The sequence below is a fragment of the Pseudomonas sp. MWU347 genome, from assembly GCF_017947305.1.
GTDB lineage: Bacteria > Pseudomonadota > Gammaproteobacteria > Pseudomonadales > Pseudomonadaceae > Aquipseudomonas > Aquipseudomonas putida_A.
On the sequence record NZ_JAFGZB010000019.1, the window covers coordinates 16,672 to 41,154 of the forward strand.

Genomic DNA, 24,483 nt, shown 5'->3' on the forward strand with positions numbered 1-24,483 from the left:
CATTTGGAATGCATTCCCTTGTAGGAGTGAGCCTGCTCGAGATAGAGCCATCAATCACAACACAACCCCCTGCTCATTTGACCAACCCCAACCGCTCATGCCACTGCGCAATCGACTCCTCGGGATACACCTCAAATTGTTGGTCTTTGGGCTTGGCATCCACCTCGACCCAGGACGCCTTCGACCCCAGCATCAAATGTGTGTGCTGCGGCGGCACCGGCAGTGGCGTATCGATGGCCGAGGCGAATGGATGAATCAACTCCGGCCATTCCGGGCTGAACAGCCACAAGCCGCTGCCGCACTGTGAGCAGAAATGCCGCTCGGCGGTGCTGCGATGGGCACGTTTTTCACCTGCTTCCTTCATCTTCGCGTGGTAGATGCTGATGTGCTTGCGCCCCTGAACCTTGAGGCTGGCCGCATCGCCACCGAGGTTGATCGCATAGCCGCCACCGCCCTGAGTCTTGCGGCAGATCGAGCAGTAGCAGCGTTGATAGGGGTAGGGATGGGCGCTGGTCAGGCTGAAAGTGACGGCGCCGCAATGGCAGGAGCCTTCGAGGTGCATGTTGGGCCTCCGGTTGGCTGAAGTGGGTGCGGTTGAGCCTAGAAGATTTGTGGTGATCATGTTGACGCCTTCGCGAGCAAGCCCGCTCCCACAGGGGAACGCATTTCAAAGTGTGGGAGCGGGCTTGCTCGCGAAGAACGATAACGCGGTGCCACTGGACGCCTGCTCAAGGCCCGGTCAGCATGTCCCAAAAAAAGGCACCCCAACCCATGCGAAGACTCCCCTCACTGGCCGCCCTGCGAACCTTCGAATGCGCCGCCCGCCACGCGCATTTCGGCCGGGCTGCCGCCGAGTTGTGCGTCACCGACAGCGCGGTCAGCCACCAGATCCGTCAGCTCGAAGAGCAGCTCGGCGTCTCGCTGTTTATCCGCGAAGGCCGGCAGATTCGCCCGACCATCGCCGCCGGACGCCTGATGCAGAGTCTTCAACAGGCTTTCGAACTGATCGGCGAGGCCTGCGATGAACTGCGCGATCCTTCCTCGCTGGCGGTGTTGCGCCTGGCGGTCACCGCCGAGCTGGCGCAAAAGTGGCTGATGAACCGCCTCACCGATTTCTACGCACGCTATCCGCACATCACCCTGCATCTCTACGAACAGCCGATCGACGCCAGCGCGCCGGGCGAAGACATCGACCTGGCGATCACCTACGGCACCGGCCCGGTGGACAGCAGCGCCTACTTCGTACGGCCGTTACCAGCGCTGCAATTTTTCCCTGTGTGCAGCCCGGGGCTGTTCAACCAGGGCACTCTGAAAACCCCCAAGGACCTGGCCCGTCATTGCTTGCTGCACGACGATCAGGACGGCAAGACCTGGACCGCCTGGCTCACCAGTCACGCCGGCGATCTGCGCCCGCAGCGCCAGTTGTATTTCGCTCACGCCGGTCTGGCGCTGGAAGCGGCGGCACAGGGGCAGGGTGTGGCGATGGGCGACAACCTCACCGCGCAGGAGGACTTGCTGAGCGGGCGGCTGGTGCGGCCGTTCGCATCGAGCATGACCGCGCTCGGCCAATACGCGCTGGTCTGCGAGCGGCTGCGCCTGGAGCGGCCGGCGGTGGCGCAGATGCTTGAATGGTTCAACGATCAACTGGCCGATTGATGAGTTGAATTCAACTGTTCCGCAATATTCATCGTTGGCGGGCCAGCCGTCCGCGATCGTAGCCTGTGGTCATTCCCAACCCCAAGACGAGGTTTGACCATGGCACGTTTGCTCGACTCCACCCCCAAGCGCGACGGCTTCCGTCTGCCCGGCGAATTCGAAGCCAAGTCCGGCTGCTGGCTCGGCTGGCCGGAGCGCACCGACGTGTGGCGCAACGGCGCGAAACCGGCGCAGAAAGTCTGGGTGCAGATCGTCACCGCCATCGCGCAGAGCGAACCGGTCACCGTCTGCGCCTCCGCCGCGCAATTCGCCACCGCCCGCCGCCAGTTGCCGCCGCAAGTGCGCGTGGTCGAGATGACCTGCAACGACACCTGGTTCCGCGACAGCGGTCCGTGCTTCGTGGTCAACGACCAGAGCGGCGAAGTGCGCGGCGTCGACTTCGAATTCAACGCCTATGGCGGCCTCGACGGCGGGCTGTACTACCCGTGGGACAAGGACGATCAGATCGCCAGCAAGATCCTCGAAATCGAACGCTTCGACCGTTACCGCGCACCGCTGATAGCCGAACTCGGCGGCATCCAGAGCGATGGCCAGGGCAGCATCCTCACCACCGAACAGTGCCTGCTCAACCGCAATCGCAACCAGCATCTGGGCAAGGACGAGGTCACTCGACGCCTGACCGATTACCTCGGCGCCGAACAGGTGATCTGGCTGCCACGCGGCTGCAAGTTCGACGAGACCGATGGCCATGTCGATGACCTCGCCTGCTTCGTGCGCCCCGGCGAAGTGGTGCTGCAGTGGACCGACAACCGCGACGATCCGCAATGGGAAATCTATCAGGAGGCCTACGACATCCTGCGCAGCATCCGCGACAGCCGTGGTCGCGAGTTGATCGTGCATAAACTGCCGCAACCGGACGTGCTGGAGTGGACCGCTGAGGAAGCCGAAGGCCTCGATCAGCAGGACAGTACCCACACCCGTCAGGCCGGCACCCAAATCTGTGCGTCGTATATCAACTACTACGCCGGCAACAGCTCGATCGTGGTGCCGCTGTTCGGTGATCGCAACGATCAGGTGGCGCTGGCGACCCTCGCCGAACTGTTCCCGCAGCACAAGATCGTCGGCATCGAAAACTCCCGGGAAATCCTCCTCGGTGGCGGCAACGTCGCGTGCATCACCATGCCGCAATACGCCGGCACGTCTAATCGCAAGGGGGTGTGATGATGGGCCTGCACAAACTGACTCAAGCGTTATTGCTGGTGCTTGCACCCCTGTGTGTGCAGGCCGCCGACCCCGCCAGACCGGTGGTTAATCTGTATATCTGGGGCGAGTACCTGGCCCCGGATACGCTGAAGAACTTCGAGGCGCAGACCGGTATTCAGGTGGTCGCCGATCACTTCGATTCGCTGGAAACCGTGGAGACCAAACTGCTCACCGGACGCAGCGGTTATGACCTGGTACTGACCGCCGGGCAACACCTGTCGCGAGCCATCGAGAGCGGTGCGATCCAGCCGCTGGACAAGGCGCGGGTGCCGCATTTTGCCGGAGTCGGTGACGAGTTCCGCCAGCACATGGCGGTGTTCGATCCGGGCAACCGTTATGCCGGTATCTATGCTTGGGGAACCACCGGTGTGGGTTATCAGGAGCAGGCAATCAAGCAGCGTCTGCCGAACGCGCCGACCGACAGCTGGGCGATGCTGTTCGACCCGGCGGTGGTGGCGAAATTTGCCGATTGCGGGGTGAGTCTGCTCAACGACCCGAACGAAGTGTTCGCGGCGGTCATGAAGTACCTGGGCCTGGACATCAACCGGCAGAACCTTGATGACTTGAAACTCGCCGAGCAGCAACTGGCGAAGATCCGCCCGTACATTCGCTACTTCGACAACGACCTGAACATCAGCGACCTGGCCAACGGCAACACCTGCGTGGCGATGTCGTGGAACGGCAACGTGGCGATTGCAGCCGGGCAGGCGCAAGCGGCGAACAAGCCGTTCCAGCTCAGTTACCGCATCCCCAAAGAGGGCACGTTGATCTGGTTCGACGCCATGGTCATTCCCAAGGATGCGCCGCATCCGCAGGCGGGGCTGGCGTTGATGGATTACCTGATGACCCCTGAGGTGATCGCGCCGATCACCGACACCATCCACTACGCCAATGCGATCACGGCGGCGGATGGTCTGGTGGATGCATCGATCCGTAATGATCCGGGGACGTATCCGTCGGAGGCGGTGCGGGCTTCGTTGTACAGCAAGAATGACAATGGCAAGGCGTTCAATCGGGCTTTGATTCGGGCGTTCAGCAAGTTGAAATCCGGCCTCTGAAAAGCCAACCCTCACCCCAGCCCTCTCCCGGAGGGAGAGGGAGCCGACCGAGGAGTCTTGCGTAATACATTGACCTGAAAATCCTGGGCGACTATGGATTCGCAGCAGCTATTACAGGTCGGCAAACATCTCCAGTCTCCCCCAGTCAGTTCCCTCTCCTGGAAGGACAGGGAGCCAACCGGGGCGACTATGGATTCACAGCCGCTATTTCAGGTCGGCGGATATCTCCAATCTCCCCCAGTCAGTTCCCTCTCCCTCCGGGAGAGGGCTAGGGTGAGGGCAGCGGTTTTGGCACGCGCCACAAATACCACGCCGCCACCGTCCGATACGGACTCCACGCCAAGCCGATCTCGATCATCTGCCTGCGCGTCGGCTGTACCTCCAGCGCCTTCAAGCGGCGATAGCCCTCGCGCACGCCAAAGTCATCCGCCGGCAGAATATCCATGCGCTCCAGGCTGTAAATCAGCAGCATCTCCACGGTCCAGCGGCCAACCCCGCGCAGGCTGACCAGGCGTTCGATCAGCGCTTCATCGTCCATCGCCAGCGCGGTGGGATAATCCGGCACCACACCGTCCAGCGTTGCCCGGGCGATGCCCTGAATGGTCGCAATCTTGCCCGCCGAAAAACCGCAGCCGCGCAGTTGATCGAAGTCACTCGCGAGAATCTGTTCCGGCCGGGGAAACGTCTGCCCCGGAAACAGCGCCACCAGACGCCCGACAATTGCGTCCCCAGCCTTGGCGTGCAGTTGCTGATAAGCAATTGCCCGCACCAGCGATTCGTAAGGGTCACGCGCCGGGTGCGGTTGATGCAGGCACTGGCCGACGGCTGCAACGTGGCGCTGCCAGTCCTCGTTGAGCGCGGCCAGAAATTCGCTGGCCGCCTGATAACGATCCGGCATGCTATTTCAGCAGTCCGTTGACTTCGCCGTAGGTCAGCGCCTTCAGGTCGTGGGTGTCGAGCTTGCCGCTGACGAGGAAGCTTTTTACCAGCGAACCCATCGCGCCGTAGAGGAACTCGGCGATCCCGGACCCGGCGCTCAGGCGCCGCACGCCCAAAGCTTGCAGCTCGGACGGCGAGGGCAGGCAGGCGAAGCCGAGCACGTTCACCGGCAGTGACGTGCCCTTGCAGATTGCCTCGATTTCATAAGCGGCGGTCACGCCAGCGGCAAACAAGCCATCGGCCCCGGCGGCCTGGTACAACGCTGAACGGTGCAGGGTTTCGGCGACGCGATCCTCGGCCGGTACCAGGCCCTTGAGGTAGACGTCAGTGCGCGCGTTGATGAACAGCTTCACACCACGCTTCTGAGCGACTTGCCGCGCCACTTCAATCTTGCGCGCCAACAGCTCCGGGGCGCCGCTGCCGTCCTCGATATTGATCCCGACCGCACCTGCGGCGAGCACCGCGTCGACCACTTCGGCCACACGGCCAAGGTCATCGGAATAACCCGCCTCGATGTCCACGCTCAGCGGCACCTGGATCACCCGCGCGATGGATTCCACGGTTGAAATCAGCCGTTCAAGGGGCAGGGTGTTGCCGTCTGGATAGCCATGCGCCCAAGCGACTGCCGCGCTGCTGGTGGCGACCGCTTGCCCACCCGCGTGCTCGACCAGCCGCGCGCCGGTGGCGTCGGCGACGTTGGTCAGGATCAGCAGACCTTCCTGGTGTAACTGGTGAAACCGAGTGTCGAGCGCGTTCATCGAAATCCCTTTTTGTGAGTGGTGCAAAGCGTCAGAAAGCCAGTGGTTGCGTGAGCTGCACCGCAGCGTTTTCCAGCCTCAGCAGAAACGCCTTGCGCGGCTGTCCACCACCATAGCCGGTCAACGAGCCGTCCGCACCGATCACCCGATGGCACGGGACCACGATCGACAGCCGATTGTGCCCATTGGCCAAGCCTACCGCGCGACTGGCGCCGGGTTTGCCCAGGCGTGAGGCGATGGCGCCGTAGGTGCTGGTCTGGCCATAAGGAATTTGCAGCAGTTGCTCCCAGACTTGCTGGTCGAACGCGCTGCCGGGCAGATGCAGCGGGACGCTGAATGCACTGCGCGTCCCGGCAAAATATTCGTTGAGTTGCTCTTCGATCTGCCGCAAATGCGCGTTGTGTCCCGGTGCGACCACGTAGCCATGACGGGTTTGCAGCTCTTCGACTTCGCGGGTCAGCGCCGGGCGATCGAGAAACTCCAGCAACACCAGTCCGCGACGTTCCGCCATGGCAATCATCGGACCCAGCGGCGTGGTCAGGCGGGTGAACAGCAGCGGTTCACTGTTGGCCGCGCGGCCCGGGGTAATGTGGAACGACTTCTGGAACGCATCGCGAAAACCACTGAGCGATTCATAGCCTGAGTCGAACGCCGCATGGTCAATCGAGGTGCCTTGGCGAATCCCGCCCAGCGCCATACCGAGCCGGCGCGTGCGCAGCCAGGCATGAAAGGTCATGCCGAAATGCTGCTTGAACCAGCGCCGCAGCTTCAGCGGTTCGATGCCTGCGGCCAGCAGTTGCGCATCGCTCCAGCGCATTTCCGGGTCGGCATCGACGGCGGTGAGCAGGCGCTGCACCCAGTCGGGGGCGATGGCTGCGGCGTCCAGCGGCTTGCAGCGCAGGCAGGCGCGATAACCGGCGCTCAAGCACTCATCGGCATGGGCGAAGAATTCGACGTTCTCCGGTTTCGGCTTGCGCGCCGTGCAGCTGGGGCGGCAGAAGATCCCGGTGGTTTTCACGGCCGTGAAGAACACCCCTTCGTAGGCGGTGTCGCGTTCGAGCATGGCGCGAACCATCTCGGCGTGGGGCGGCAGGAGTGCGGTTTGTATGTTCATGGGCAGAGCTTAAATCCAGGATTTCGATGGCTCCACCGAAAAATCGACAGTGAATTTTTTCGATTCTGCACCACAATCAGCGGATCGCCGATTCGCTGGAGCCAACCATGCCACCGTTCATCATTCAACACATCGATCACATCGTCCTGCGTGTCGCCGATCTGCAACGCAGTATCGAGTTCTACCGCCAGGTCTTCGGCGCCGAGGTGGTCAGGCACAACGAACCATTGGGGCTGGTGCACCTGCGCGCCGGCACCTCGATGATCGACCTCGTCGACTTGCAAGGCGAACTCGGCAAAAAGGGTGGCGCGGCGGCCGGTGCCGAGCGGCGCAACGTCGATCACTTCTGCCTGCGCATCGAGCCGTTCGATGAATCTGCGCTGACCGAGCACTTGCAGGCGCACGGTCTGACTGTGGAAAAAGCCGCCAGACGCTTCGGCGCCGAGGGCTACGGCCTGTCGTTGTATTGCTTCGACCCGGACGGCAATCAGGTCGAACTCAAAGGGCCGTCCGAAACTTAAGCCCGTTTCGCGAGCAACAACACCGAAGCCGCCGCCGACAACAGCCCTGCGCAGCAACGGTTGAAGATCCGTTTGCCGCGCGGCTCGGCGAACCAGCGGCGCATGTGCAGGCCCATCCACGCGTAGGCGCCGATGGCAATCCATTCCAGCAGCAGAAACAGCGCGCCGAGCACGGCGAATTGCGCCGGCACCGGGCGGCTCGGATCAACGAATTGCGGCAGAAACGCAGTGAACAACAGGATCGCCTTCGGATTGCCCGCCGCCACCAGAAACTCCTGACGTGCCAGCCGCCAGAACCCCACCGACGCTCCGTCCATCTGCTGCTCAGCCTCGGGGTTGGCCCGCCACAGTTGCCAGGCCAGGTAAAGCAGGTACGCCGCGCCGATGATCTTGATCGCATGGAACAGCCATTCCGAGGTCTGCAGCACCACCGACAGCCCCGCGCCGGCGAGGGCGATCATTGCGGCGAATGCAACGATTCGCCCGATACCGGCGGCGCAGGCCCGACGATAGCCATAGCGGGTGGCATTACTGACCGACAGCAGGTTGTTCGGGCCGGGGGCCATGTTCAGGGCGAAACAGGCCGGGAGAAACAGCGAGAGCGTGGCGAGATCCATGGGCTTGGGCTCCGGAAACGATGACGCTTTTTTATCACAGGCTGCGGGCGCGCTGACCCGTACAGTCACGTGCTGCTGTCGCGGTACAGCATTGGCAGCCCTTTAATCGAGTCGAACTTTTCTGATTCTTCAGAACTCTGAAAGGTCAGAAGGCGCTGGTTTCGTCAGAAAAATCTGTGCGCCAAGTCAGAAAAAGGCGTTTGCCGTGTAATATCCGTCCAAAGCTGCAAACACCCTGCCGGCCCCGAAGCGGCCCCACCAAGAGCGATCTACATGCAAGCAAAGGCCCGTGAAGTTTATGTGCCACCGGTGCTGCAAGATCTGCGAGCCGGCACTGCCGAACTGCACATCGCACTGGAAAAACGTCTTCCTTTTTTCTCCGATACCCTCGATTCCAACGCTTTTTTGCGGTTGATGCAGGCCTACTACGGCTTTTATCGACCGCTGGAAAGTGCACTGCTCGACAGTGGCGTGATGCCGGTCGATTTCGATCTTGCGCCACGTCTCAAGGCACCGACCCTGTTCAATGATCTGAGGGCCCAGGGTCTGTCGGTCGAGGCTATCGCCCGTTTGCCGCTGTGTCAGGCGCTGCCCGCGATCGACTCCAACGCTGCCTGTCTGGGAGTGACGTACGTGCTGGAAGGGGCAACCCTCGGCGGGCAGATCCTGCGCCGCGAAATCGCCTCGCGGTTGAGCCTGAACGCCGACAATGGCGCGGCATTCCTCGACATTTATGGCGCCGCCACCGGCCGCCGCTGGCGCGCTTTCATTGAATACCTGGGCAGTCGATCACTGGATGCGAGCGAACGTGAAGCCGTGGTTGCGGCGGCCCGAACCACATTCAGTTGTTTCGAGCGCTGGCTCGAAAGCCGGGAGGTACTGGCATGAACCCGCAAGACCAAGAAGCCTTTGAAGAACTGCTGGCCAACTGTGCCGACGAACCGATCCGCTTTCCCGGGGCAATCCAGCCCCATGGCCTGTTGCTGACCCTGAGCGAGCCGGCGCTGGAGATCATTCAGATCAGCGCCAACGTCGAGACCCTGCTGGCACGCCCGGCGCAGGAACTGATCGGCCAGCCGCTGCACGAATTGCTGGGTGAGAAGCACGCGGTGGCCGTGCGCGAGGCGTTGCAACAACCGGTATTTGCCGATGCCGCACCGCTGCACTTTCGCCTCAACGGCACCGCGTTCGAAGGTCTGCTGCACCGGCATCAAGGCGTGTTGATTCTGGAACTGGAAATCCACGTTGAAAACTTCCAGCCGCGCAACGTCGCCGGCAACCAGACCCATCTGGGGCGCATGCTCCAGCGCTTGCAAGCGGCCACTTCGCTGCAGGCCCTGTACGACATTAGCGTCAAGGAAATCCAGGCGATGACCGGTTACGACCGGGTGCTGATCTACCGCTTCGAGGAGGAGGGCCACGGTCAGGTGATCGCCGAGGCGTCCGATCCGTCGATGGAAGTGTTCAACGGCCTGTTTTTCCCGGCCTCGGACATCCCCGAGCAGGCGCGCGAGCTGTACCGCACCAACTGGCTGCGGATCATCCCGAATGCCGATTACCAGCCGGTGCCGCTGGTGCCCAAGCTGCGCCCGGACACCCAGACCCCGCTGGACCTGAGTTTCGCCACCCTGCGCAGCGTCTCGCCGATTCATTGCCAGTACATGAAGAACATGGGCGTGCTGTCGTCGATGAGCATCTCGCTGCTCAAGGGCGACAAACTCTGGGGCCTGATCAGCTGCGGTAATCGCCAGCCGCTGCATGTGCCGCACGAACTGCGCAGCGCGTGCCAGACCATCGGTCAGGTGCTGTCACTGCAGATCAGCGCGATGGAGGCGCTGGAGATCAGCCGCCAACGCGAGGAGAAAGTCGAGGCGTTGGCGCTGCTCAATCAAGCGATGATCGACTCGCCGGAAAACGTCTTCGATGGTCTGGCGCAGCAACCGCAAGTGCTGATGGCGCTGGCCGGGGCCGGGGGCATTGCGATCATCGAAGACAAGCAATTGCACCGTTACGGCAATTGCCCGGAGCCGGAAGACATTCGCGCCCTGCACAAGTGGTTGCAGGACACCGGTGAGCCGGTGTTCGCCAGCCATCATCTGGCGAGCGTTTACCCGCCAGCCGCGCAGTTTCAGCAAGTGGCCAGCGGCGTGCTTGCCATGAGCCTGCCCAAACCGGTGGACAACGGGGTGATGTGGTTCCGTCCCGAGGTCAAGGAAAACATCAACTGGAGCGGCGACCCGCGCAAACCGCTGGATCTGGAAAATTCCGACGCCGGCCTGCGTCTGCGTCCGCGTACTTCGTTCGAAATCTGGAAAGTCGAGATGGCCGGAATCTCCACCAAATGGAGTCACGGTGATCTGTTTGCGGCCAATGACCTGCGCCGTTCGGCACTGGAAAACGACCTCGCCCGTCAGGTGCGCCGTGAGCAGGAGGCAGTGCGCGCCCGTGATGAATTGGTAGCGGTGGTTTCCCACGACCTGCGCAACCCGATGACGGTGATTTCCATGCTCTGCGGCATGATGCAGAAGACCTTCAGTTCCGACGGCCCGCACACCTCGCGGCGCATCTCCACGGCTATCGACACCATGCAGCAGGCAGCTGGGCGGATGAACACGCTACTGGAAGATCTGCTCGACACCTCGAAGATCGACGCCGGGCGTTACACCATCGCCCCGCAGACCCTGGATGTCGGGCAAATGTTCGAGGAGACCCAGTCGCTGCTCGGGCCACTGGCGATGGACAAGGACATCAATATCTCGTTCGAGGCCGATCCCGACCTGAAAATCCACGCCGACCCGGAGCGCCTGTTTCAGGTGCTGTCGAACCTGATCGGCAACGCGATCAAGTTCACCCCGCGCAAAGGTTCGGTGGGCGTGTTGGCCAAGTCTGACGGCAAAGAGATCGTGTTTACCGTGCGCGATACCGGCGAAGGCATTCCCAAGGAAAACCTGGCGCGGGTGTTTGATCGCTACTGGACGGTGAAGGAGGGCAACCCGACCGGAACCGGACTGGGCTTGTACATCACGCAGGGGATTGTTGAAGCCCATGGCGGGCGGATCGAGGCCAGCAGTGAGCCGGGTGAGGGCACTGAGTTTCGGTTTACCGTGCCGGCGATGCTCTCCGGGGAATGAAGAAATCCGTGCCACGTTAAACGGGGCACGGATTTTGAGTGGTTAGCCCAGATCGCTCAACGACATGAACACGTGTTTCGGCATCGGTACAAATCGATTGTTGCGCAGTTGGCTGATCGCATACACCGCGCTGGCGGTACGACCATTGCCGTCGCCGAAGCCTTGAAAACCGGCGATGGCCGCCAGCAAGTGTTTGTCGACATGCTCATGGGCGGCATCGAGCGTCTTCAGATGTTGTTCCAGCGAAGCATAACCGCTGATGCTGCCACCATATTTTGTTGGCTGTCCTACCTCGCGCACAGACTCCGCCAGTTGAGGCACCAGTCGAGCGTGGATCTCTTTGACCACGTTCGCATCGGTGAGCGATTTATTGTTGCTCGTATACTCGCGCAGGATCGCGACAATGTGCTCCAGTTCGTTGTCGGAGGACGAACCCTTGACCATCCAGGCTCCGGCTCTCTGCGCATTGTCGGTGAAACCCTGCGGGTTGAACGCCGTTTCGGGCATCACATCGTTGTAGGGTGGCTTGCCCAGATCCAGCTTCAAGACATTTTGCTGATGATTCTTCAGATAGAGGACTTTCTTTGCTTCAAGCTCGGCGGTGGATCCAAGTATTTCCGAAAAGTCACCAGCGTTTGTAGTGAACTTCGTGCCGTTGAACCGGGGGCCTCTGCTTTTGGTGAAGCTAATCAGTACGTCGTTCGCAGCGGCATGACCTATTAACGATTCCAGTTGCTGGAATCCTTTTGAGGATTGAGTCGCTTCCCTCGTTGCAGCGTTGAACAGATGCTGCAGTTCTGTCGCATTGCCGCCCTTGGGTATGGAAACAACGTCCTGGCTCAGGCGTGTGACGAGCTGTTCGACTGTTTCGAGTGCATCATCCTTGAACAATGCCCGTGCATGCGCCAGCGTCGGCAACGTCATGCGAATCTCCGCTGCAACTCCGGTCTTGCTCAGGGCCTTGACCAGGTCGTACGAGCCGCTGCTGGTACTGCTCAGCGCTCGGAGTTGTCCGGCTCCGGCCCGGATGACGGTATGGCCGAAATGGCTGAGTTTCATCACGCCTTTGCCGACCAGTCTGGCGCCACCGTAAACCAGCTTCGGAACGCCATCGAGCGGATTGAACACCGACAGCGCTACGCTTGCGCCGACCTTGCTCAGGCTTAACAGTCTTGTACTGCTGCCCAGCGCCTTGCCGAACGGCCCCAGGGCTCCGGCAAAGACGAAGAGGATCGCGGTCAGGTCCATCACACAACTGAATATGGCGCCGCTGCGAAGATCCGGGTCACTGGAGGACAGGCCCCTGATGCATTGGCGGAACGGGATGACGACGTCGAGAATGGTTTCGGTGATGTTGTCCCAGTCATCAAGATTCTTCTCCAGAGCGGTTTTGTCGTAACTGATTGCATAAAACTGATCGTAATGGGTCGGCGGATTATGTTCGGCAATGATTTCGCCGATCTTGTTGAAACGTTCCGAGTTGAAACTGTGCATAGGGCTACGCGTAAAGGGTAGCGAGTCGTCAGGCTCATCGAATTCGGCAAAGCGTTCGAGAATGATGCCCGGCCTGTCTCGCAGCTCCTCGCCCAAGGGGGCCTGGCCTTCGAAGTAGGCGGTTTTTTCGATTCGCGTATGAAGATACGTCAGCGACTTGAAGTCGTTGTCGCCGTTCGGCCCTTCGGTAAACCATCCGATCTCATCGAGTGTCTGGCCGCGGACGTAGGCCTCAGCAAGAGCCGGATTATTGCGGCAAATGCCTTGCAGGGGGAATATCTCAAAACAGTAAAACTGCAATCCATACTTGCAAAACAGCAGGGTGCCGAAGCGCGCTGTTTTACGTGGATCAAAAGGCACAAAGCTGCTGTTTATCGGGGTTTGTATGGAGAATTCGCGAACGATGAATATGGCTGCCTTGCCAAATTCAAGTGCCATCCGTTCTTCCTGTGGCAGTCGTGAAAGTGTCAGGCGCATAGTGGTGTTGATGGCCGCTTTGTATTGCTTGAAGTATTCTTTTACTTTTGCCTTGTAAAGGTCATTGATTGGTTCGAGTCTCAGCAGATCCGGATGTGCCTTGTAGATACTTGTGCCGGATTGCCTGTCATAGTCCTTTTTGAACAACAGGTTGCGCGTCATATAAACATCAAGTACGGAATGATAGTTGCGTTTGAATCCGTATTCGACCGGCAACGATATTTCTGTCGTCGGATCGCAATCAATGTCGTACAGCTCGGCTTTCGCCAGCTTGCGCCGACTGACCGGTGGGGTGGCGAGCGTTGTCAGTGCGGCGCTGATCGCGTCGAGGTGGGCGTTGTATTGGCTGGCTGCCTGCTTGAACAGTTCCTGGGTTGGCAGTTCATTGGCATTTTCCGGTTCCAGGCCATTCAGCATCGACCAGTCCATGATGCCTTGCAGGTTCGCCCAGTCATGCAGGGTCTGCTGTTGCGCACTGGTGGGTAAAATCGCGCCCAATTCAAGCAACTTGTCATAGGACATCTGACTGGACAGGCCCGGCGCGACGCTCTCGGCCAGACTTACCGATTTGCGCAGAATTACCCAACCAGGCGTGCCGATCTGCAGAGTTGCGGGTGTCCTGACCAGGAACTCAGGTGCAAGTCCGGCGAGGATCAGTTCCAGCGTCATGGGAACTGCATATTCCTTGATACGTCGGCGTCCGAGTGCCTGTTCCAGTGCCAGGTTGACCTCATGGGAGGTAGCCTGCACGTAACCTGGGTTATAGATATTCTGCTCGATGAAGTTCTGGTTCTTGTCTTCGCGACCCAACGACAAATCCAGCATGACCGCTGCGACCAGCAGGCGACTGCGCTGCGCTGTGCTCAGCACAGTCGCATTGGCCATGGACGGTCCATTCAACGCTTCAAGGCAGGACTGGACGAAAGCTCTGGCTTCTTCGGTCTCGATCAGCAGTGCCCAGGCGCGACGCGGGTATTCACGCAGGGCTGTCGGCGTCTCTTTCTTGAGCAGTGCAGCCGCCAGATAATTGATCAGCGGTTCCGCGCGCGGCTCGCCCTTGTCCATCAACTTATGGATGACCTGGTAGATAGCCGATTGCTGATCTTCGTCGATGCACAGCTCTGTTGCGCCGGTTTCGTTCGATATCCCCCAGTAGTTGCCATGCGTGGGCGGCAGCGGCAACGTCAGTTCGAGCCAGGCAATCAGGTTTTGCAACTGGTCTGCGGTCTCGGGCAGGTTCAGTTGCTGGAACTGCAGCCAGTTGAGCAAGGGCAGACGGTCGCTTGAAGACACGATGCCGCCTGTCATGACTGCACTGCTGGCCAGCAGTTGCAGGTCGGCTTTCAACGAATCAATCTCGTTGATCTGCTGGGTGATATCAATGCGCTCGATAAACGTCCCGACAGTTGTTTCGATTTCATGGACTTGAAAGATTTCGCCCTTTTTATTGACCAGTGTCCAGTTGTCATCATTGATTTCTAACGTATCGACGATTGCAACGAATTGTGGCTGACGTACCAGTTGGCGCAGGACGATGTGTGCCGAAAAATGCGCTTGATTGAATAGACTTCCCTCAAGAGTCGATATGCACAGTTGTTTGTTATTAACACGGTTGGTGGGGTAGGCATAGTTGTCGCTGGCCTTGGCCTTTTCCCACTTTTCGAGCATGGCTCTCATTGTCTGCGCAATATCACGTCGCTCAAGTTGCTCACTTGATAGAGATGCTGGGGTAAAAAGATTGGTTGAAGTCGTCATTGGGTGTCAGTCCATCCATGGCTATATAGGTGGGTCAATAAACGGGTACCGCGAAGATTTGTTTTCGCGTGGCGACTATATCGGCGCAACCAGGGTTTGTTTTGCAGTATTGGTTTCAACGTATGTTTCGTGTCGGTCGATACGAGGGCAATTTTGTTCAATACAGCAGGCCGTGCCTTAGTTAGCCTGAGTCTCTTTCTCCCCACTCTGCAGCAGGTGCGTAATGAGTCTGATTGTGTCGATGGCGGCGTTTGCGCTGGTGGCGTCCATAACCCCGGGGCCGGTGAATATAGTGGCGCTGAGTTCCGGTGCGCAGTTCGGCTTTCGGGCCAGTCAGCGGCACGTGGCAGGAGCGACGCTGGGTTTTGTGCTGTTGCTGGTGCTGATGGGCCTGGGGCTGCATGAGGTCCTGAAACTGTGGCCATTTCTGACCCGGGTGGTGCAATTGGCCGGGGTGGCGTTTCTGTTGTTCATGGCCTGGAAACTGGCTGCCGATGACGGCCAGTTGCATGCCGGCGAGGCGGGTCGGGCGCCGTCGATGTTGTACGGCGCGGTGATGCAATGGCTCAACCCGAAAGCCTGGCTGGCGTGTGTGGCAGGGATGGGCGCGTTTGTCGCCGATGGCGAGGCACGGCTGGTCTGGCAGTTCGCCGCGGTGTATCTGGTGATCTGTTATCTGTCGGTCGGTTGCTGGGTCTATGCCGGGACGTTTCTGCGTGGGTATCTGGGCAATCCGAAGGGGATGCGCCTGTTCAATCGGTTGATGGCCTTGTTGCTGGCGGCGAGCGCGGGTTATCTGCTGTTGCCGTGAGCCCGGCGCCAGGATCAGCCGCGATATTGGCCGGGTGTCGCCGCCAGATGCTGTTTGAATGCGCGCTGAAAATGCGCCTGATCGGCAAACCCTGCTTCCAACGCGACATCGGCAATCAACTGGCCGCTGCGCAGGCGTTCGCGGGCGAACTGGATGCGCTGGTTGACCACAAAGGCATGCGGGGTCATGCCGTAATGCTGTTTGAACGCACGGATCAGATACGACGGTGACAACTGCGCCGTCGTGCAGATGTCCTCCAGGCTGAGCAGGTCAGTGCAGTGTTCGCGGATGAAGTCAGCGGCGCGTTCGAGCTTGAAATTCGGCTCGCGCAACGGTGGTTCAGCCGGGTTCAAGCGTAGTTGCAGATCGCTGAAAAACTCCACCGCTGCGCTGTGTTTGCGCAGTACGTCCTGTTGCTCGTCGACGAGTGTGGCGTAAAGCCCTTGCAGGTCACGAAACAGTCGCGGGTCATCCAGATGAGTAGTGGAAAACCGCCGAAACTCAAGCTCGGCACTGAACCCCAGTTGATGCTGCAGATCCGTCAGCCACGGCGTCTCGACATACAGCATCAAGTACGACCACGGCTGATCATCGAGTGGGTTGCAGGCATGCACGTCGCCGGGATTCATCAGCACCACGGTGCCGGCGGCGACTTCGAACGTCGATTGCTCATGCACATAAATGCTCCGCCCGGCGGTGATCGCGCCAATCGAAAAATGCGCATGGGAATGGCGTGAGTAGCAGACCTCACGGCCATCGGCGATGGCCCGCGCTTCGATGAAGGGCAGGGCATCGTCGCGCCAGAAGCGAGGGGCTTTTTCAGGGTTTTTGGCGGCAGCGTGTTTCATCGTTATGGTTCCCGGCAGGCCAGAACCGGAGTGTATTAGCTCTGGCCGGCAAAGGCCCGCTCCAGTTCGGCGATGTCGAGTTTTTTCATCTTGAACATGGCCTGCATCGCCCGTTGCGACTTGCTGGTGTCGGGGTCCAGCATCATGTGCATGAACGCCACCGGCACGATCTGCCACGACACCCCGAACTTGTCCTTGAGCCAACCGCATTGCTGGGCCTCGACCGGGCCGCCTGCCGACAGATTGCCCCAGAAGTGGTCGACTTCTTCCTGATTCTGGCAATTGACCTGAAACGAAATGGCCTCACTGAACTTGAACATCGGCCCGCCGTTGAGGCCGGTGAAGGTCTGGCCGTCGAGTTCGAAACTGACGGTCATCACCGCGCCTTCCGGCTTGCCGTGAAATTCCTGGCCGACCTTGCTGTAGTGGGTCAGGCCGGTGATTTTCGAATGATCGAAGATCGAGCAATAGAACTTCGCGGCGGCTTCGGCCTGATCATCGAACCACAGGCACGGTGTGAGTTTTTGAAAGCGTTGCATGGCAGTCATCCTCGGCAGGTTAGACACGCAGGATTTACAGCGTAGTCAGTCCTTGGTCGAATGACGGTGCCGTAGATCGACAAGTGCGGCGCTTGCTGACAAACCCTGTAGGAGTGAGCCTGCTCGCGATGGCGCAGGGTCAGGCAACGCCTATGCAAGCTGCAACGACGCCATCGCGAGCAGGCTCACTCCTACAAGGAGCGGCGTTCGGCGATCATCAACAGCGACTGTGGCACTGGGCTTTGCGGATGCTGCGGCTCTTGCAGGCTGACCAGTTGAAACCCGGCCATGTCCAGCGCGTTGCACCAACTCGACAGCGTGCGGAAATACCACGGCATCGGCTGCCACTGGCCCTTGAACCCGGCGAAGGACTCTTCACGCCAGCCATCCTGATAATCGCCGGCCGCCACGGCCCACGGATGCAGGGTCTGAATGATCATGGCGCCGCCCGGAACCAGCAACGCATGCATTGCGGCGAGCAATGGAATGATGTCCTGATGCAGCAGAGAGAAGTTGGCGCAGATCAAATCGTAGTCACGGCCAATATCAATTTCGGCGTCGACCAATGCCGCATAACTGGCCACATGTACCTTGGCCGAACCGGCCGCGCGTGCAGCCTCGATCAACGTCGCATCGCCATCGACGCCCGCCGAATCGATACCGCGATCCGCCAGCGCCCGCAACAACCAGCCTTCGCCGCAACCCAGATCCAGCACGCCTCCCGGTTGGCGGCCCATGATCGCCAGCAGGATCGCCTGATCGGTGACCTGCTGACGGCTTTCGATGGCACCGCTGCGGATCGCGTCGATCCAGGCATCAGCGTTGGTGTGCCAGCTCTGTAACAAGATGGATTCAGGGGAGGGCATGGCGCTGTCTCCGGTATAAGCCGATTGTGGGCGTTCGCTTGTTGGCTGCTATGTTCAAAGGCTGAACAGAGTCTGGCAGAGGATAGACACCATGAACTCATTAACTGGCGGCTGCCTGTGCGGTGATGTGCGTTTCGAAGCATCAGGCCAACCTTACCGCGTCGGCATCTGCCACTGCCTCGACTGCCGCAAACACCACGGCGCGTTGTTTCATGCCTCGGCGATATTTCCCGAGAATGCGGTGACCGTCAGCGGCAAGACCGGCGAGTATCAAGGGCGAGTGTTCTGTCCGCGCTGTGGTTCGCCGGTACTGGCGCGTTCGGGGGATGAAATTGAAGTGAATGTCGGCTCGCTGGACGCGCCGAACCAGCTCAAGCCGACTTATGAACTGTGGACTGTACGGCGCGAGTCATGGTTGCCGGCGCTGCCACTGGCGCACCACTACGAACGTGATCGCGAACGCACGGGGCGCACCGAGGAATAGCAAAAAGTCCGGGCAAGCCCGAGTCCCCTGGTGGGAGCGGGCTTGCTCGCGAAAGCGGTGGTTCAGCCAACTCGATATCGACAGACCGATTGCCTTCGCGAGCAAGCCCGCTCCCACAGGATTTGTGTTGGATAGATAGAATTGTTTGCACCACCGACCTTGGTGGGAGCGAGCTTACTCGCGAAAGCGGTGATTCAGTCAACCTGATATCGACAGACAGATAGCCTTCGCGCGCAAGCCCGTTCCTACAGGGGAGTCAGCTGACTTCGGTTATCTCAGCCGCGAATAAACGCCAGCAAATCGGCATTGATCGTCGCCGCCTCAGTCGTCGGCATCCCGTGCGGAAACCCCGGATACGATTTCAGCGTGCCATTTGGCAGCAGTTTCGCCGACAAAGGCCCCGAGTTCGCATACGGTACGATCTGATCGTCCTCGCCATGCATCACCAGCACCGGCACGGTGACTTTCTTCAGGTCTTCAGTGAAATCGGTCTGGGAGAACGCGACGATCCCGTCGTAATGCGCCTTCGCGCCGCCGATCATGCCCTGACGCCACCAGTTGCCGATGATCCCCTCGGACGGCTTGGCCCCGGGGCGGTTATAGCCATAAAACGGCCCGCTGGGGATATCGCGGTAGAACTGCGCACGATTGGCCGCCAGTTGCGCCTGAAAATCGTCGAACACCGATTTCGGCAATCCACCGGGATTGCTTTCAGTCTGCACCATCAAAGGTGGCACCGCGCTGATCAGCACGCCTTTGGCGACGTTGTCCTGACCATGCCGGGCGATGTAGTGGATGACCTCGCCGCCGCCGGTGGAGTGGCCGACATGCACCACATTCTTCAGCCCCAGATGCGTGACCACCGCCAGCGCATCGTCGGCGTAATGGTCCATGTCGTGGCCGTCCCAGACCTGGCTCGACCGTCCGTGACCTCGACGGTCGTGAGCAATCACCCGAAAGCCCTGGGCCAGAAAGAACAGCATCTGCGCGTCCCAGTCATCCGAACTGAGCGGCCAGCCGTGGTGGAAGTGGATCACCGGGGCGTCTTTCGGGCCCCAGTCCTTGTAGAAAATATCGACGCCGTCTTGGGTGGTGACAAATCCCATGTTCGCGACTCCTGAGCATTGTGATGGGTTACCGCGCTCGTCGCCGACCGGTCGTGATGGTTCGGATGAGCGCCGTTATCAGCCACAGGATTAAAGTCGACATTTTTGCGTTGAGGCATGACCGGTGGTCGCCATGTCTGGCTTCACGCGCAAATTAGGCTTTGCTGAAAGGGATAAGCCGAGGCGCGCACAGGCTTCCACGGCCGTAGCGGCGCCCCTTCAGAACACCGTGAGTCTGAGGAAATCCCCCGATGCTGACCTTGAATATCAATGGCAAGGATCAGGAACTCGATGTACCGGCAGATATGCCGTTGCTCTGGGTCCTGCGTGACGTGGCGCACCTGACCGGTACCAAATTCGGCTGTGGCATGGCCCAGTGCGGCGCCTGCACCGTACACGTCGATGGCGCACCGTTGCGCGCCTGTATCACGCCCGCCACCGCCGTGGCCAACGGGCAGAAAATCCTCACCATCGAAGGCCTGTCCACTGATGGCTCGCACCCGGTGCAGCAGGCCTGGGCCGAACTCGATGTGGTGCAGTGTGGTTACTGCCAGTCGGGGCAGATCATGTCGGCCGCCGCGCTGCTGGCGAAAATCCCCAAGCCCACCGACAGCGATATCGATCAGGCGCTCTCCGGCAATATTTGCCGCTGCGGTACCTATCCGCGAATCCGCGCGGCTGTGAAACGTGCGGCCGAGATCGGCTGATTGGGAGACAGACGATGAACAGTCCTGTATCGCGTCGCGGATTTCTCAAGGGCAGTGCCGTGCTGGGGGGCGGTCTGGTGGTGGCGTTCGTCGTGCCTGGTGCCCATCGTTTTGCTCTGGCGGCGGAGAATGAAGGCAAGGTCTTCGCGCCGAATGCGTTTTTGCGCATTGCCGCCGACAACAGCGTGACGGTGTTGCTCGGGCATTCGGAAATGGGTCAGGGCATCTGGACCGGTCTGACCATGCTGATCGCCGAAGAACTGGACGCCGACTGGTCGACGATCCGCGTCGAACACTCGCCGGCCTCAGCGGCGAATTACGGCATGCCGGCGTTTGGCGGGATGCAGATTACTGGCGGCTCGACCTCGACCTGGATGGAGTTCGACCGTTACCGGCTGGCCGGGGCCACGGCGCGGCAGATGCTGGTGGAAGCGGCGGCCAAGCGCTTCAACGTCGCTGCGTCGACTATTCGCACCGAGTCCGGCGTAGTGATCGCCGGCGATAAACGCGCGACGTACGGCGAACTGGCGGACGCCGCCGGGCAACTGCCAGTGCCGGATCCAAAGTCGATCACCTTCAAGGAGGCCAAGGACTGGAAAGTCATCGGCAAACCGACCAAGCGTCTCGACACCCCGGAGAAAATCACTGGCCGCGCCAAGTTCGGCATGGACGTGCAATTCGACGGTTTGATGACCGCGATGGTCGCCCGTGCGCCGGTGTTCGGTGCCACGGTCAAATCCTTCGAGGGCGCCGAGGCACTGGCGGTGCCCGGTGTGCACAAAGTGGTACAGGTGCCGACCGGTGTGGCGGTGATTGCCGATCATTACTGGGCGGCGAAACTTGGTCGCGATGCGCTGAAGGTCGATTGGGATCTCGGGCCGCACGCTGACCTGAGCAGCCAGGACCTGCTCGACAGTTTCCGCAAACTGGCAGCGACACCGGGCACTTCCGCCAGCCAGGCTGGGGATCCGAAAGGCAACTTCGACAAGGCGGCGAAGAAAATCGACGTCGAATACAGCGTGCCGTATCTGGCGCACGCACCGATGGAACCGCTGAACTGCACAGTGAAGATCAGCGCCGAAAAGTGCGAGATCTGGACCGGCACGCAATTCCAGACCCTCGATCAGATGGTCGCCGGCAAGATCACCGGACTCAAACCGGAACAGGTGGAAATTCACACCGAATTTCTTGGCGGCGGATTCGGGCGGCGGGCCAATCCGACCTCGGACTTCGTCGCCGAAGCGGTGCAAGTGGCGAAAGCCGCCGGGCTGCCGGTGAAAACCGTGTGGTCGCGCGAGGACGACATTCGCGGCGGGTATTACCGCTCGATGTTCCTGCATCAGGCACGCATCGGCCTCGACGGGCAGGGCATGCCGCTGAGCTGGCAGCATGTGCTGGTCGGCCAGTCGATCATGGCCGGCACCATGCTCGAACAGACCATGGTCAAGAACGGCATCGACGCGACTTCGGTCGAAGGCGTGGCCGACAGCCCGTATATCAAGGGCCTGGCCCATCAACAGGTCGAGCTGCATTCGCCGCAGACCGGGATCAATGTGCTGTGGCTGCGTTCGGTGGGGCACAGCCACACCGCGTTCGTCATGGAGTCGCTGATCGATGAGATGGCCATGGCGGCGGGCAAGGACCCGATCGAATATCGACGCACCTTGCTCAAGGACCATGCGCGGCATCTCGGGGTGCTGAATCTGGCGGTGGAGAAGGCCAACTGGACAGCGCCGTTGCCTGACGGGCATGCATTGGGCGTGGCGGTACACGAGTCGTTCGGCAGTTATGTGGCGCAGGTGGCCGAGGTCTCGCAGGAAAATCTGGCGATCCGCGTGCACCGCGTGGTGTGTGCGGTGGATTGCGGGATCGCGGTCAATCCGCAGAGCATCGCGGCGCAGATGGAATCGTGCATCACCTTTGGCCTGGGCATGGCGCTGCACAGCAAGCTGACGCTCAAGGACGGCGCGGTGGTGCAATCCAATTATCACGACTATCAAGTGCTGCGGCTCAACGAGATGCCGCTGGTCGAGGTGCATATCGTGCCCAGCAGCGACAAACCCGGCGGCATCGGTGAGGCCGGTGTTCCGCCCACAGCGCCGGCGGTGGCCAATGCCGTGTATGCGCTGACCGGGCAGCGCTTGCGTGAACTGCCGCTGCAACTGTCGGGGGTGTGAGATGAAACGACATCTGCTGTTGGGCACGGTGATACTGCTGGGGCTGGGCGGCTACGCCTCGGACCTGTTCGCCGATGATCAGGAAGCGCTCAAGGCGTTCGGCACGGTGCAGAAGGTGTTCCAGAGCCCGCGCTGCCAGAACTGCCACATCCCCGGCGACTCGCCGCTGCAGTTCGATGCGGGCAAACCACACGCGATGAATGTGGTGCGTGGCATGGACGGCAAGGGCGCCGCCGGTTTGCCCTGCGCCACCTGCCACGCCGAGAGCAATCCGCCGGCCAGTTATGGCCCGCATGCACCTCCGGGAGCGCCGCACTGGAGCTTGCCTCCGGCGGCGCACAAGATGGCGTGGATCGGCCTGCCGCCGGACAAGTTGTGCGCAATGATCAAGGATCGTTCGAGCAATGGCGACCGTGATTTCGCCGCGCTGATCAAACATGTCAGCGACGACAAACTGGTGTTGTGGGGATGGAATCCCGGGGCAGGGCGCACGCCGGTACCGGTACCGCATGACATTTTTGTGGCCCAGTTCAAGCTTTGGGCCGATGCTGGCGGGCCATGTCCGGTGGCGGGCGGTTGAGTGTGTGAGTCGCTGGCGAATCAAGCTACTCTAACGGTCATTGACCCTGATGGAGTGCGTGATGCTGGCCCCGATCAAACCCGCCAATGAAACCACCCGAATTCAAGCGCTGCACGGCTTGAAGGTTCTTGATTCGGCGCCGGAGGAGCGTTTTGACCGGCTCACGCGGCTGGCCAAACGCCTGTTCAACGTGCCGATTGCGCTGGTGACGCTGGTGGACAAGGATCGGCAGTGGTTCAAGTCGTGCGTCGGCCTCGAGGTCAACGAAACCCCGCGTGATGTGTCGTTCTGTGGGCACGCGATTCTTCAGGACGAATTGCTGCTGGTGCCTGATGCCAAGCAGGACAAGCGCTTTCATGACAATCCGCTGGTCACCGGCGAGCCGAAGATTCGTTTCTACGCGGGCTACCCGCTGACCGTGCCCAACGGCAACAAAATGGGCACGTTGTGCCTGATCGACACCCAGCCGCGTGAACTCGACGACGAGGAGCGTGCCCTGTTGCGCGATCTCGCCGGCATGGCCGAGCAAGAGTTGATGGCGGTGCAGATGGCGAGCATGGACGAGCTGACGCTGCTGTCCAACCGCCGCGGCTTCAAGACCCTGGCCCAGCATGCGCTGGACGCCTGCAAACACCGGGACAAACCGGCGACGCTGCTGTTTTTCGATCTCAATGACTTCAAGCAGATCAACGATCGTTACGGCCATGCCGAGGGCGACAGTGCGCTGAAGTCCTTTGCCGATGTGCTGCGCATCGCTTTTCGCGAGAGCGACGTGGTCGGGCGCCTGGGCGGTGACGAGTTCGTGGCGCTGCTGACCGGCTCCAGTCACGTCGAAACCACAGCGATCATGGCCCGGCTCAAGGAAATCCTCGACGAGCGCAATGCGATGTTGCAGCGCGGCTACGAGATTCGCTTCAGCGTCGGCCAGATCGAATACGATCCGCAACGCCATGAAACGGTGGATCGACTGCTGGCCGATGCCGACGAGGCGATGTATGCGCACAAGCAGGCGTTGAAACGGCGCTGATTCAGGCCTCATCGCTGGCAAGCCAGCTCCCACAGGTTTATCGGCTGCCCACAAAATCCAGATACACCGCAGAACCCTGTGGGAGCGGGCTTGCTCGCGAAAGTGTCCGGCCTGGCGATATCCATGTCGAATGTGCCGGCCTCTTCGTGAGCAAGCTCACTCCCACAGGTTTATCCGCTGCCCACAAAATCCAGATACACCGCAAAACAGTGTGGGAGCGGGCTTGCTCGCGAAAGCGTCCGCTCAGGCGATATCCATGTCGAATGTGCCGGCCTCTTCGTGAGCAAGCTCACTCCCACAGGTTTATCGGCTGCTCACAAAATCCAGATACACCGCAAAACAGTGTGGGAGCGAGCTTGCTCGCGAAAGTGTCCGGTCAGGCGATATCCATGTCGAATGTGCCGGCCTCTTCCTGAGCAAGCCCACTCCCACAGGTTTATCGGCTGCTCACAAAATCCAGATACACCGCAGAACCCTGTGGGAGCGGGCTTGCTCGCGAAAGCGTCCGCTCAGGCGATATCCATGTCGAATGTGCCGGCCTCTTCGTGAGCAAGC

At 60.5% G+C, this 24,483-nt stretch carries 22 protein-coding genes; 12 read left to right on the forward strand and 10 right to left on the reverse strand.

Annotation, left to right across the window (positions count from 1 at the left end; all coding sequences use genetic code 11):
• Positions 1–73: 73 nt before the first annotated feature.
• Positions 74–562, reverse strand: a complete 489-nt coding sequence (locus tag KCG87_RS27015; RefSeq protein ID WP_210559203.1) for a GFA family protein — start codon at positions 560–562, stop codon at positions 74–76.
• A gap of 209 nt (positions 563–771) precedes the next feature.
• Between KCG87_RS27015 and KCG87_RS27020 the strand changes: the two genes are divergently transcribed.
• From KCG87_RS27020 to KCG87_RS27030, 3 genes are all read left to right on the forward strand, one after another.
• The gene (locus KCG87_RS27020) at positions 772–1,656 is read left to right on the forward strand and encodes a LysR substrate-binding domain-containing protein (RefSeq protein ID WP_098968259.1); all 885 of its coding nucleotides are present in this window, start codon (positions 772–774) and stop codon (positions 1,654–1,656) included.
• A 99-nt stretch (positions 1,657–1,755) separates the two neighbouring features.
• Positions 1,756–2,877: an agmatine deiminase gene (gene aguA, locus KCG87_RS27025; RefSeq protein WP_210559202.1), complete on the forward strand. Its 1,122-nt coding sequence runs from the start codon at positions 1,756–1,758 to the stop codon at positions 2,875–2,877.
• 2 nt (positions 2,878–2,879) lie between these two features.
• Complete coding sequence (locus KCG87_RS27030; protein WP_134786089.1) at positions 2,880–3,977, forward strand: extracellular solute-binding protein; 1,098 nt, start codon at positions 2,880–2,882, stop codon at positions 3,975–3,977.
• A gap of 268 nt (positions 3,978–4,245) precedes the next feature.
• Here KCG87_RS27030 and KCG87_RS27035 read toward each other — a convergent pair whose 3' ends face one another.
• Genes KCG87_RS27035 through KCG87_RS27045 form a run of 3 tightly spaced genes read right to left on the reverse strand, consistent with a single transcriptional unit; the run spans position 4,246 to position 6,788 of the window.
• Positions 4,246–4,875 (reverse strand): DNA-3-methyladenine glycosylase, encoded by a 630-nt coding sequence (locus KCG87_RS27035; RefSeq protein ID WP_210559201.1) that lies wholly within the window; start codon positions 4,873–4,875, stop codon positions 4,246–4,248.
• A gap of 1 nt (position 4,876) precedes the next feature.
• Complete coding sequence (locus KCG87_RS27040) at positions 4,877–5,674, reverse strand: isocitrate lyase/phosphoenolpyruvate mutase family protein (protein WP_134786091.1); 798 nt, start codon at positions 5,672–5,674, stop codon at positions 4,877–4,879.
• A 31-nt stretch (positions 5,675–5,705) separates the two neighbouring features.
• Complete coding sequence (locus tag KCG87_RS27045; protein ID WP_210559200.1) at positions 5,706–6,788, reverse strand: bifunctional transcriptional activator/DNA repair protein Ada; 1,083 nt, start codon at positions 6,786–6,788, stop codon at positions 5,706–5,708.
• Between the two features lie 107 nt (positions 6,789–6,895).
• Here KCG87_RS27045 and KCG87_RS27050 point away from each other — a divergent pair, with 107 nt between their 5' ends.
• Complete coding sequence (locus KCG87_RS27050) at positions 6,896–7,309, forward strand: VOC family protein (RefSeq protein WP_134786093.1); 414 nt, start codon at positions 6,896–6,898, stop codon at positions 7,307–7,309.
• Here the strand turns inward: KCG87_RS27050 and KCG87_RS27055 are convergent.
• The gene (locus KCG87_RS27055; RefSeq protein ID WP_134786094.1) at positions 7,306–7,926 is read right to left on the reverse strand and encodes a LysE family translocator; all 621 of its coding nucleotides are present in this window, start codon (positions 7,924–7,926) and stop codon (positions 7,306–7,308) included. The two genes, KCG87_RS27050 and KCG87_RS27055, sit on opposite strands and share 4 nt — an antisense overlap.
• A gap of 273 nt (positions 7,927–8,199) precedes the next feature.
• On the opposite strand from KCG87_RS27055, the gene KCG87_RS27060 reads away from it, so the two are divergent.
• Both KCG87_RS27060 and KCG87_RS27065 read left to right on the forward strand, forming a co-directional pair.
• Complete coding sequence (locus KCG87_RS27060; RefSeq protein WP_210559199.1) at positions 8,200–8,814, forward strand: biliverdin-producing heme oxygenase; 615 nt, start codon at positions 8,200–8,202, stop codon at positions 8,812–8,814.
• The gene (locus KCG87_RS27065; protein WP_134786096.1) at positions 8,811–11,057 is read left to right on the forward strand and encodes an ATP-binding protein; all 2,247 of its coding nucleotides are present in this window, start codon (positions 8,811–8,813) and stop codon (positions 11,055–11,057) included. Before KCG87_RS27060 ends, KCG87_RS27065 begins: the two co-directional genes overlap by 4 nt.
• Positions 11,058–11,099: 42 nt before the next feature.
• On the opposite strand, the gene KCG87_RS27070 is transcribed toward KCG87_RS27065, so the two are convergent.
• The gene (locus KCG87_RS27070) at positions 11,100–14,783 is read right to left on the reverse strand and encodes a hypothetical protein (RefSeq protein WP_210559198.1); all 3,684 of its coding nucleotides are present in this window, start codon (positions 14,781–14,783) and stop codon (positions 11,100–11,102) included.
• A 223-nt stretch (positions 14,784–15,006) separates the two neighbouring features.
• Between KCG87_RS27070 and KCG87_RS27075 the strand changes: the two genes are divergently transcribed.
• Positions 15,007–15,594, forward strand: a complete 588-nt coding sequence (locus KCG87_RS27075) for a LysE family translocator (protein ID WP_095139638.1) — start codon at positions 15,007–15,009, stop codon at positions 15,592–15,594.
• A gap of 14 nt (positions 15,595–15,608) precedes the next feature.
• Here the strand turns inward: KCG87_RS27075 and KCG87_RS27080 are convergent, their stop codons facing one another.
• The 3 genes from KCG87_RS27080 to KCG87_RS27090 form a co-directional block, all read right to left on the reverse strand.
• Positions 15,609–16,442, reverse strand: a complete 834-nt coding sequence (locus tag KCG87_RS27080) for an AraC family transcriptional regulator (protein WP_210559197.1) — start codon at positions 16,440–16,442, stop codon at positions 15,609–15,611.
• Positions 16,443–16,477: 35 nt separating this feature from the next.
• Positions 16,478–16,981, reverse strand: coding sequence for a VOC family protein (locus KCG87_RS27085; protein ID WP_096795948.1), 504 nt, complete (start codon positions 16,979–16,981; stop codon positions 16,478–16,480).
• Between the two features lie 191 nt (positions 16,982–17,172).
• Positions 17,173–17,847, reverse strand: coding sequence for a class I SAM-dependent methyltransferase (locus KCG87_RS27090; RefSeq protein ID WP_210559196.1), 675 nt, complete (start codon positions 17,845–17,847; stop codon positions 17,173–17,175).
• A gap of 91 nt (positions 17,848–17,938) precedes the next feature.
• On the opposite strand from KCG87_RS27090, the gene KCG87_RS27095 reads away from it, so the two are divergent.
• The gene (locus tag KCG87_RS27095; RefSeq protein ID WP_098968272.1) at positions 17,939–18,331 is read left to right on the forward strand and encodes a GFA family protein; all 393 of its coding nucleotides are present in this window, start codon (positions 17,939–17,941) and stop codon (positions 18,329–18,331) included.
• Between the two features lie 275 nt (positions 18,332–18,606).
• Here the strand turns inward: KCG87_RS27095 and KCG87_RS27100 are convergent, their stop codons facing one another.
• Positions 18,607–19,437 (reverse strand): alpha/beta hydrolase, encoded by an 831-nt coding sequence (locus KCG87_RS27100; RefSeq protein WP_210559195.1) that lies wholly within the window; start codon positions 19,435–19,437, stop codon positions 18,607–18,609.
• Between the two features lie 251 nt (positions 19,438–19,688).
• On the opposite strand from KCG87_RS27100, the gene KCG87_RS27105 reads away from it, so the two are divergent.
• From KCG87_RS27105 to KCG87_RS27120, 4 genes are all read left to right on the forward strand, one after another.
• Complete coding sequence (locus tag KCG87_RS27105) at positions 19,689–20,144, forward strand: (2Fe-2S)-binding protein (protein ID WP_025111491.1); 456 nt, start codon at positions 19,689–19,691, stop codon at positions 20,142–20,144.
• A 14-nt stretch (positions 20,145–20,158) separates the two neighbouring features.
• On the forward strand, positions 20,159–22,321 hold the full coding sequence (locus KCG87_RS27110) for a xanthine dehydrogenase family protein molybdopterin-binding subunit (protein WP_210559194.1): 2,163 nt from the start codon (positions 20,159–20,161) through the stop codon (positions 22,319–22,321).
• A gap of 1 nt (position 22,322) precedes the next feature.
• Positions 22,323–22,901: a hypothetical protein gene (locus KCG87_RS27115; protein WP_134786104.1), complete on the forward strand. Its 579-nt coding sequence runs from the start codon at positions 22,323–22,325 to the stop codon at positions 22,899–22,901.
• 61 nt (positions 22,902–22,962) lie between these two features.
• Positions 22,963–23,928: a sensor domain-containing diguanylate cyclase gene (locus KCG87_RS27120; RefSeq protein WP_210559193.1), complete on the forward strand. Its 966-nt coding sequence runs from the start codon at positions 22,963–22,965 to the stop codon at positions 23,926–23,928.
• The last annotated feature ends 555 nt before the right edge of the window (positions 23,929–24,483 follow it).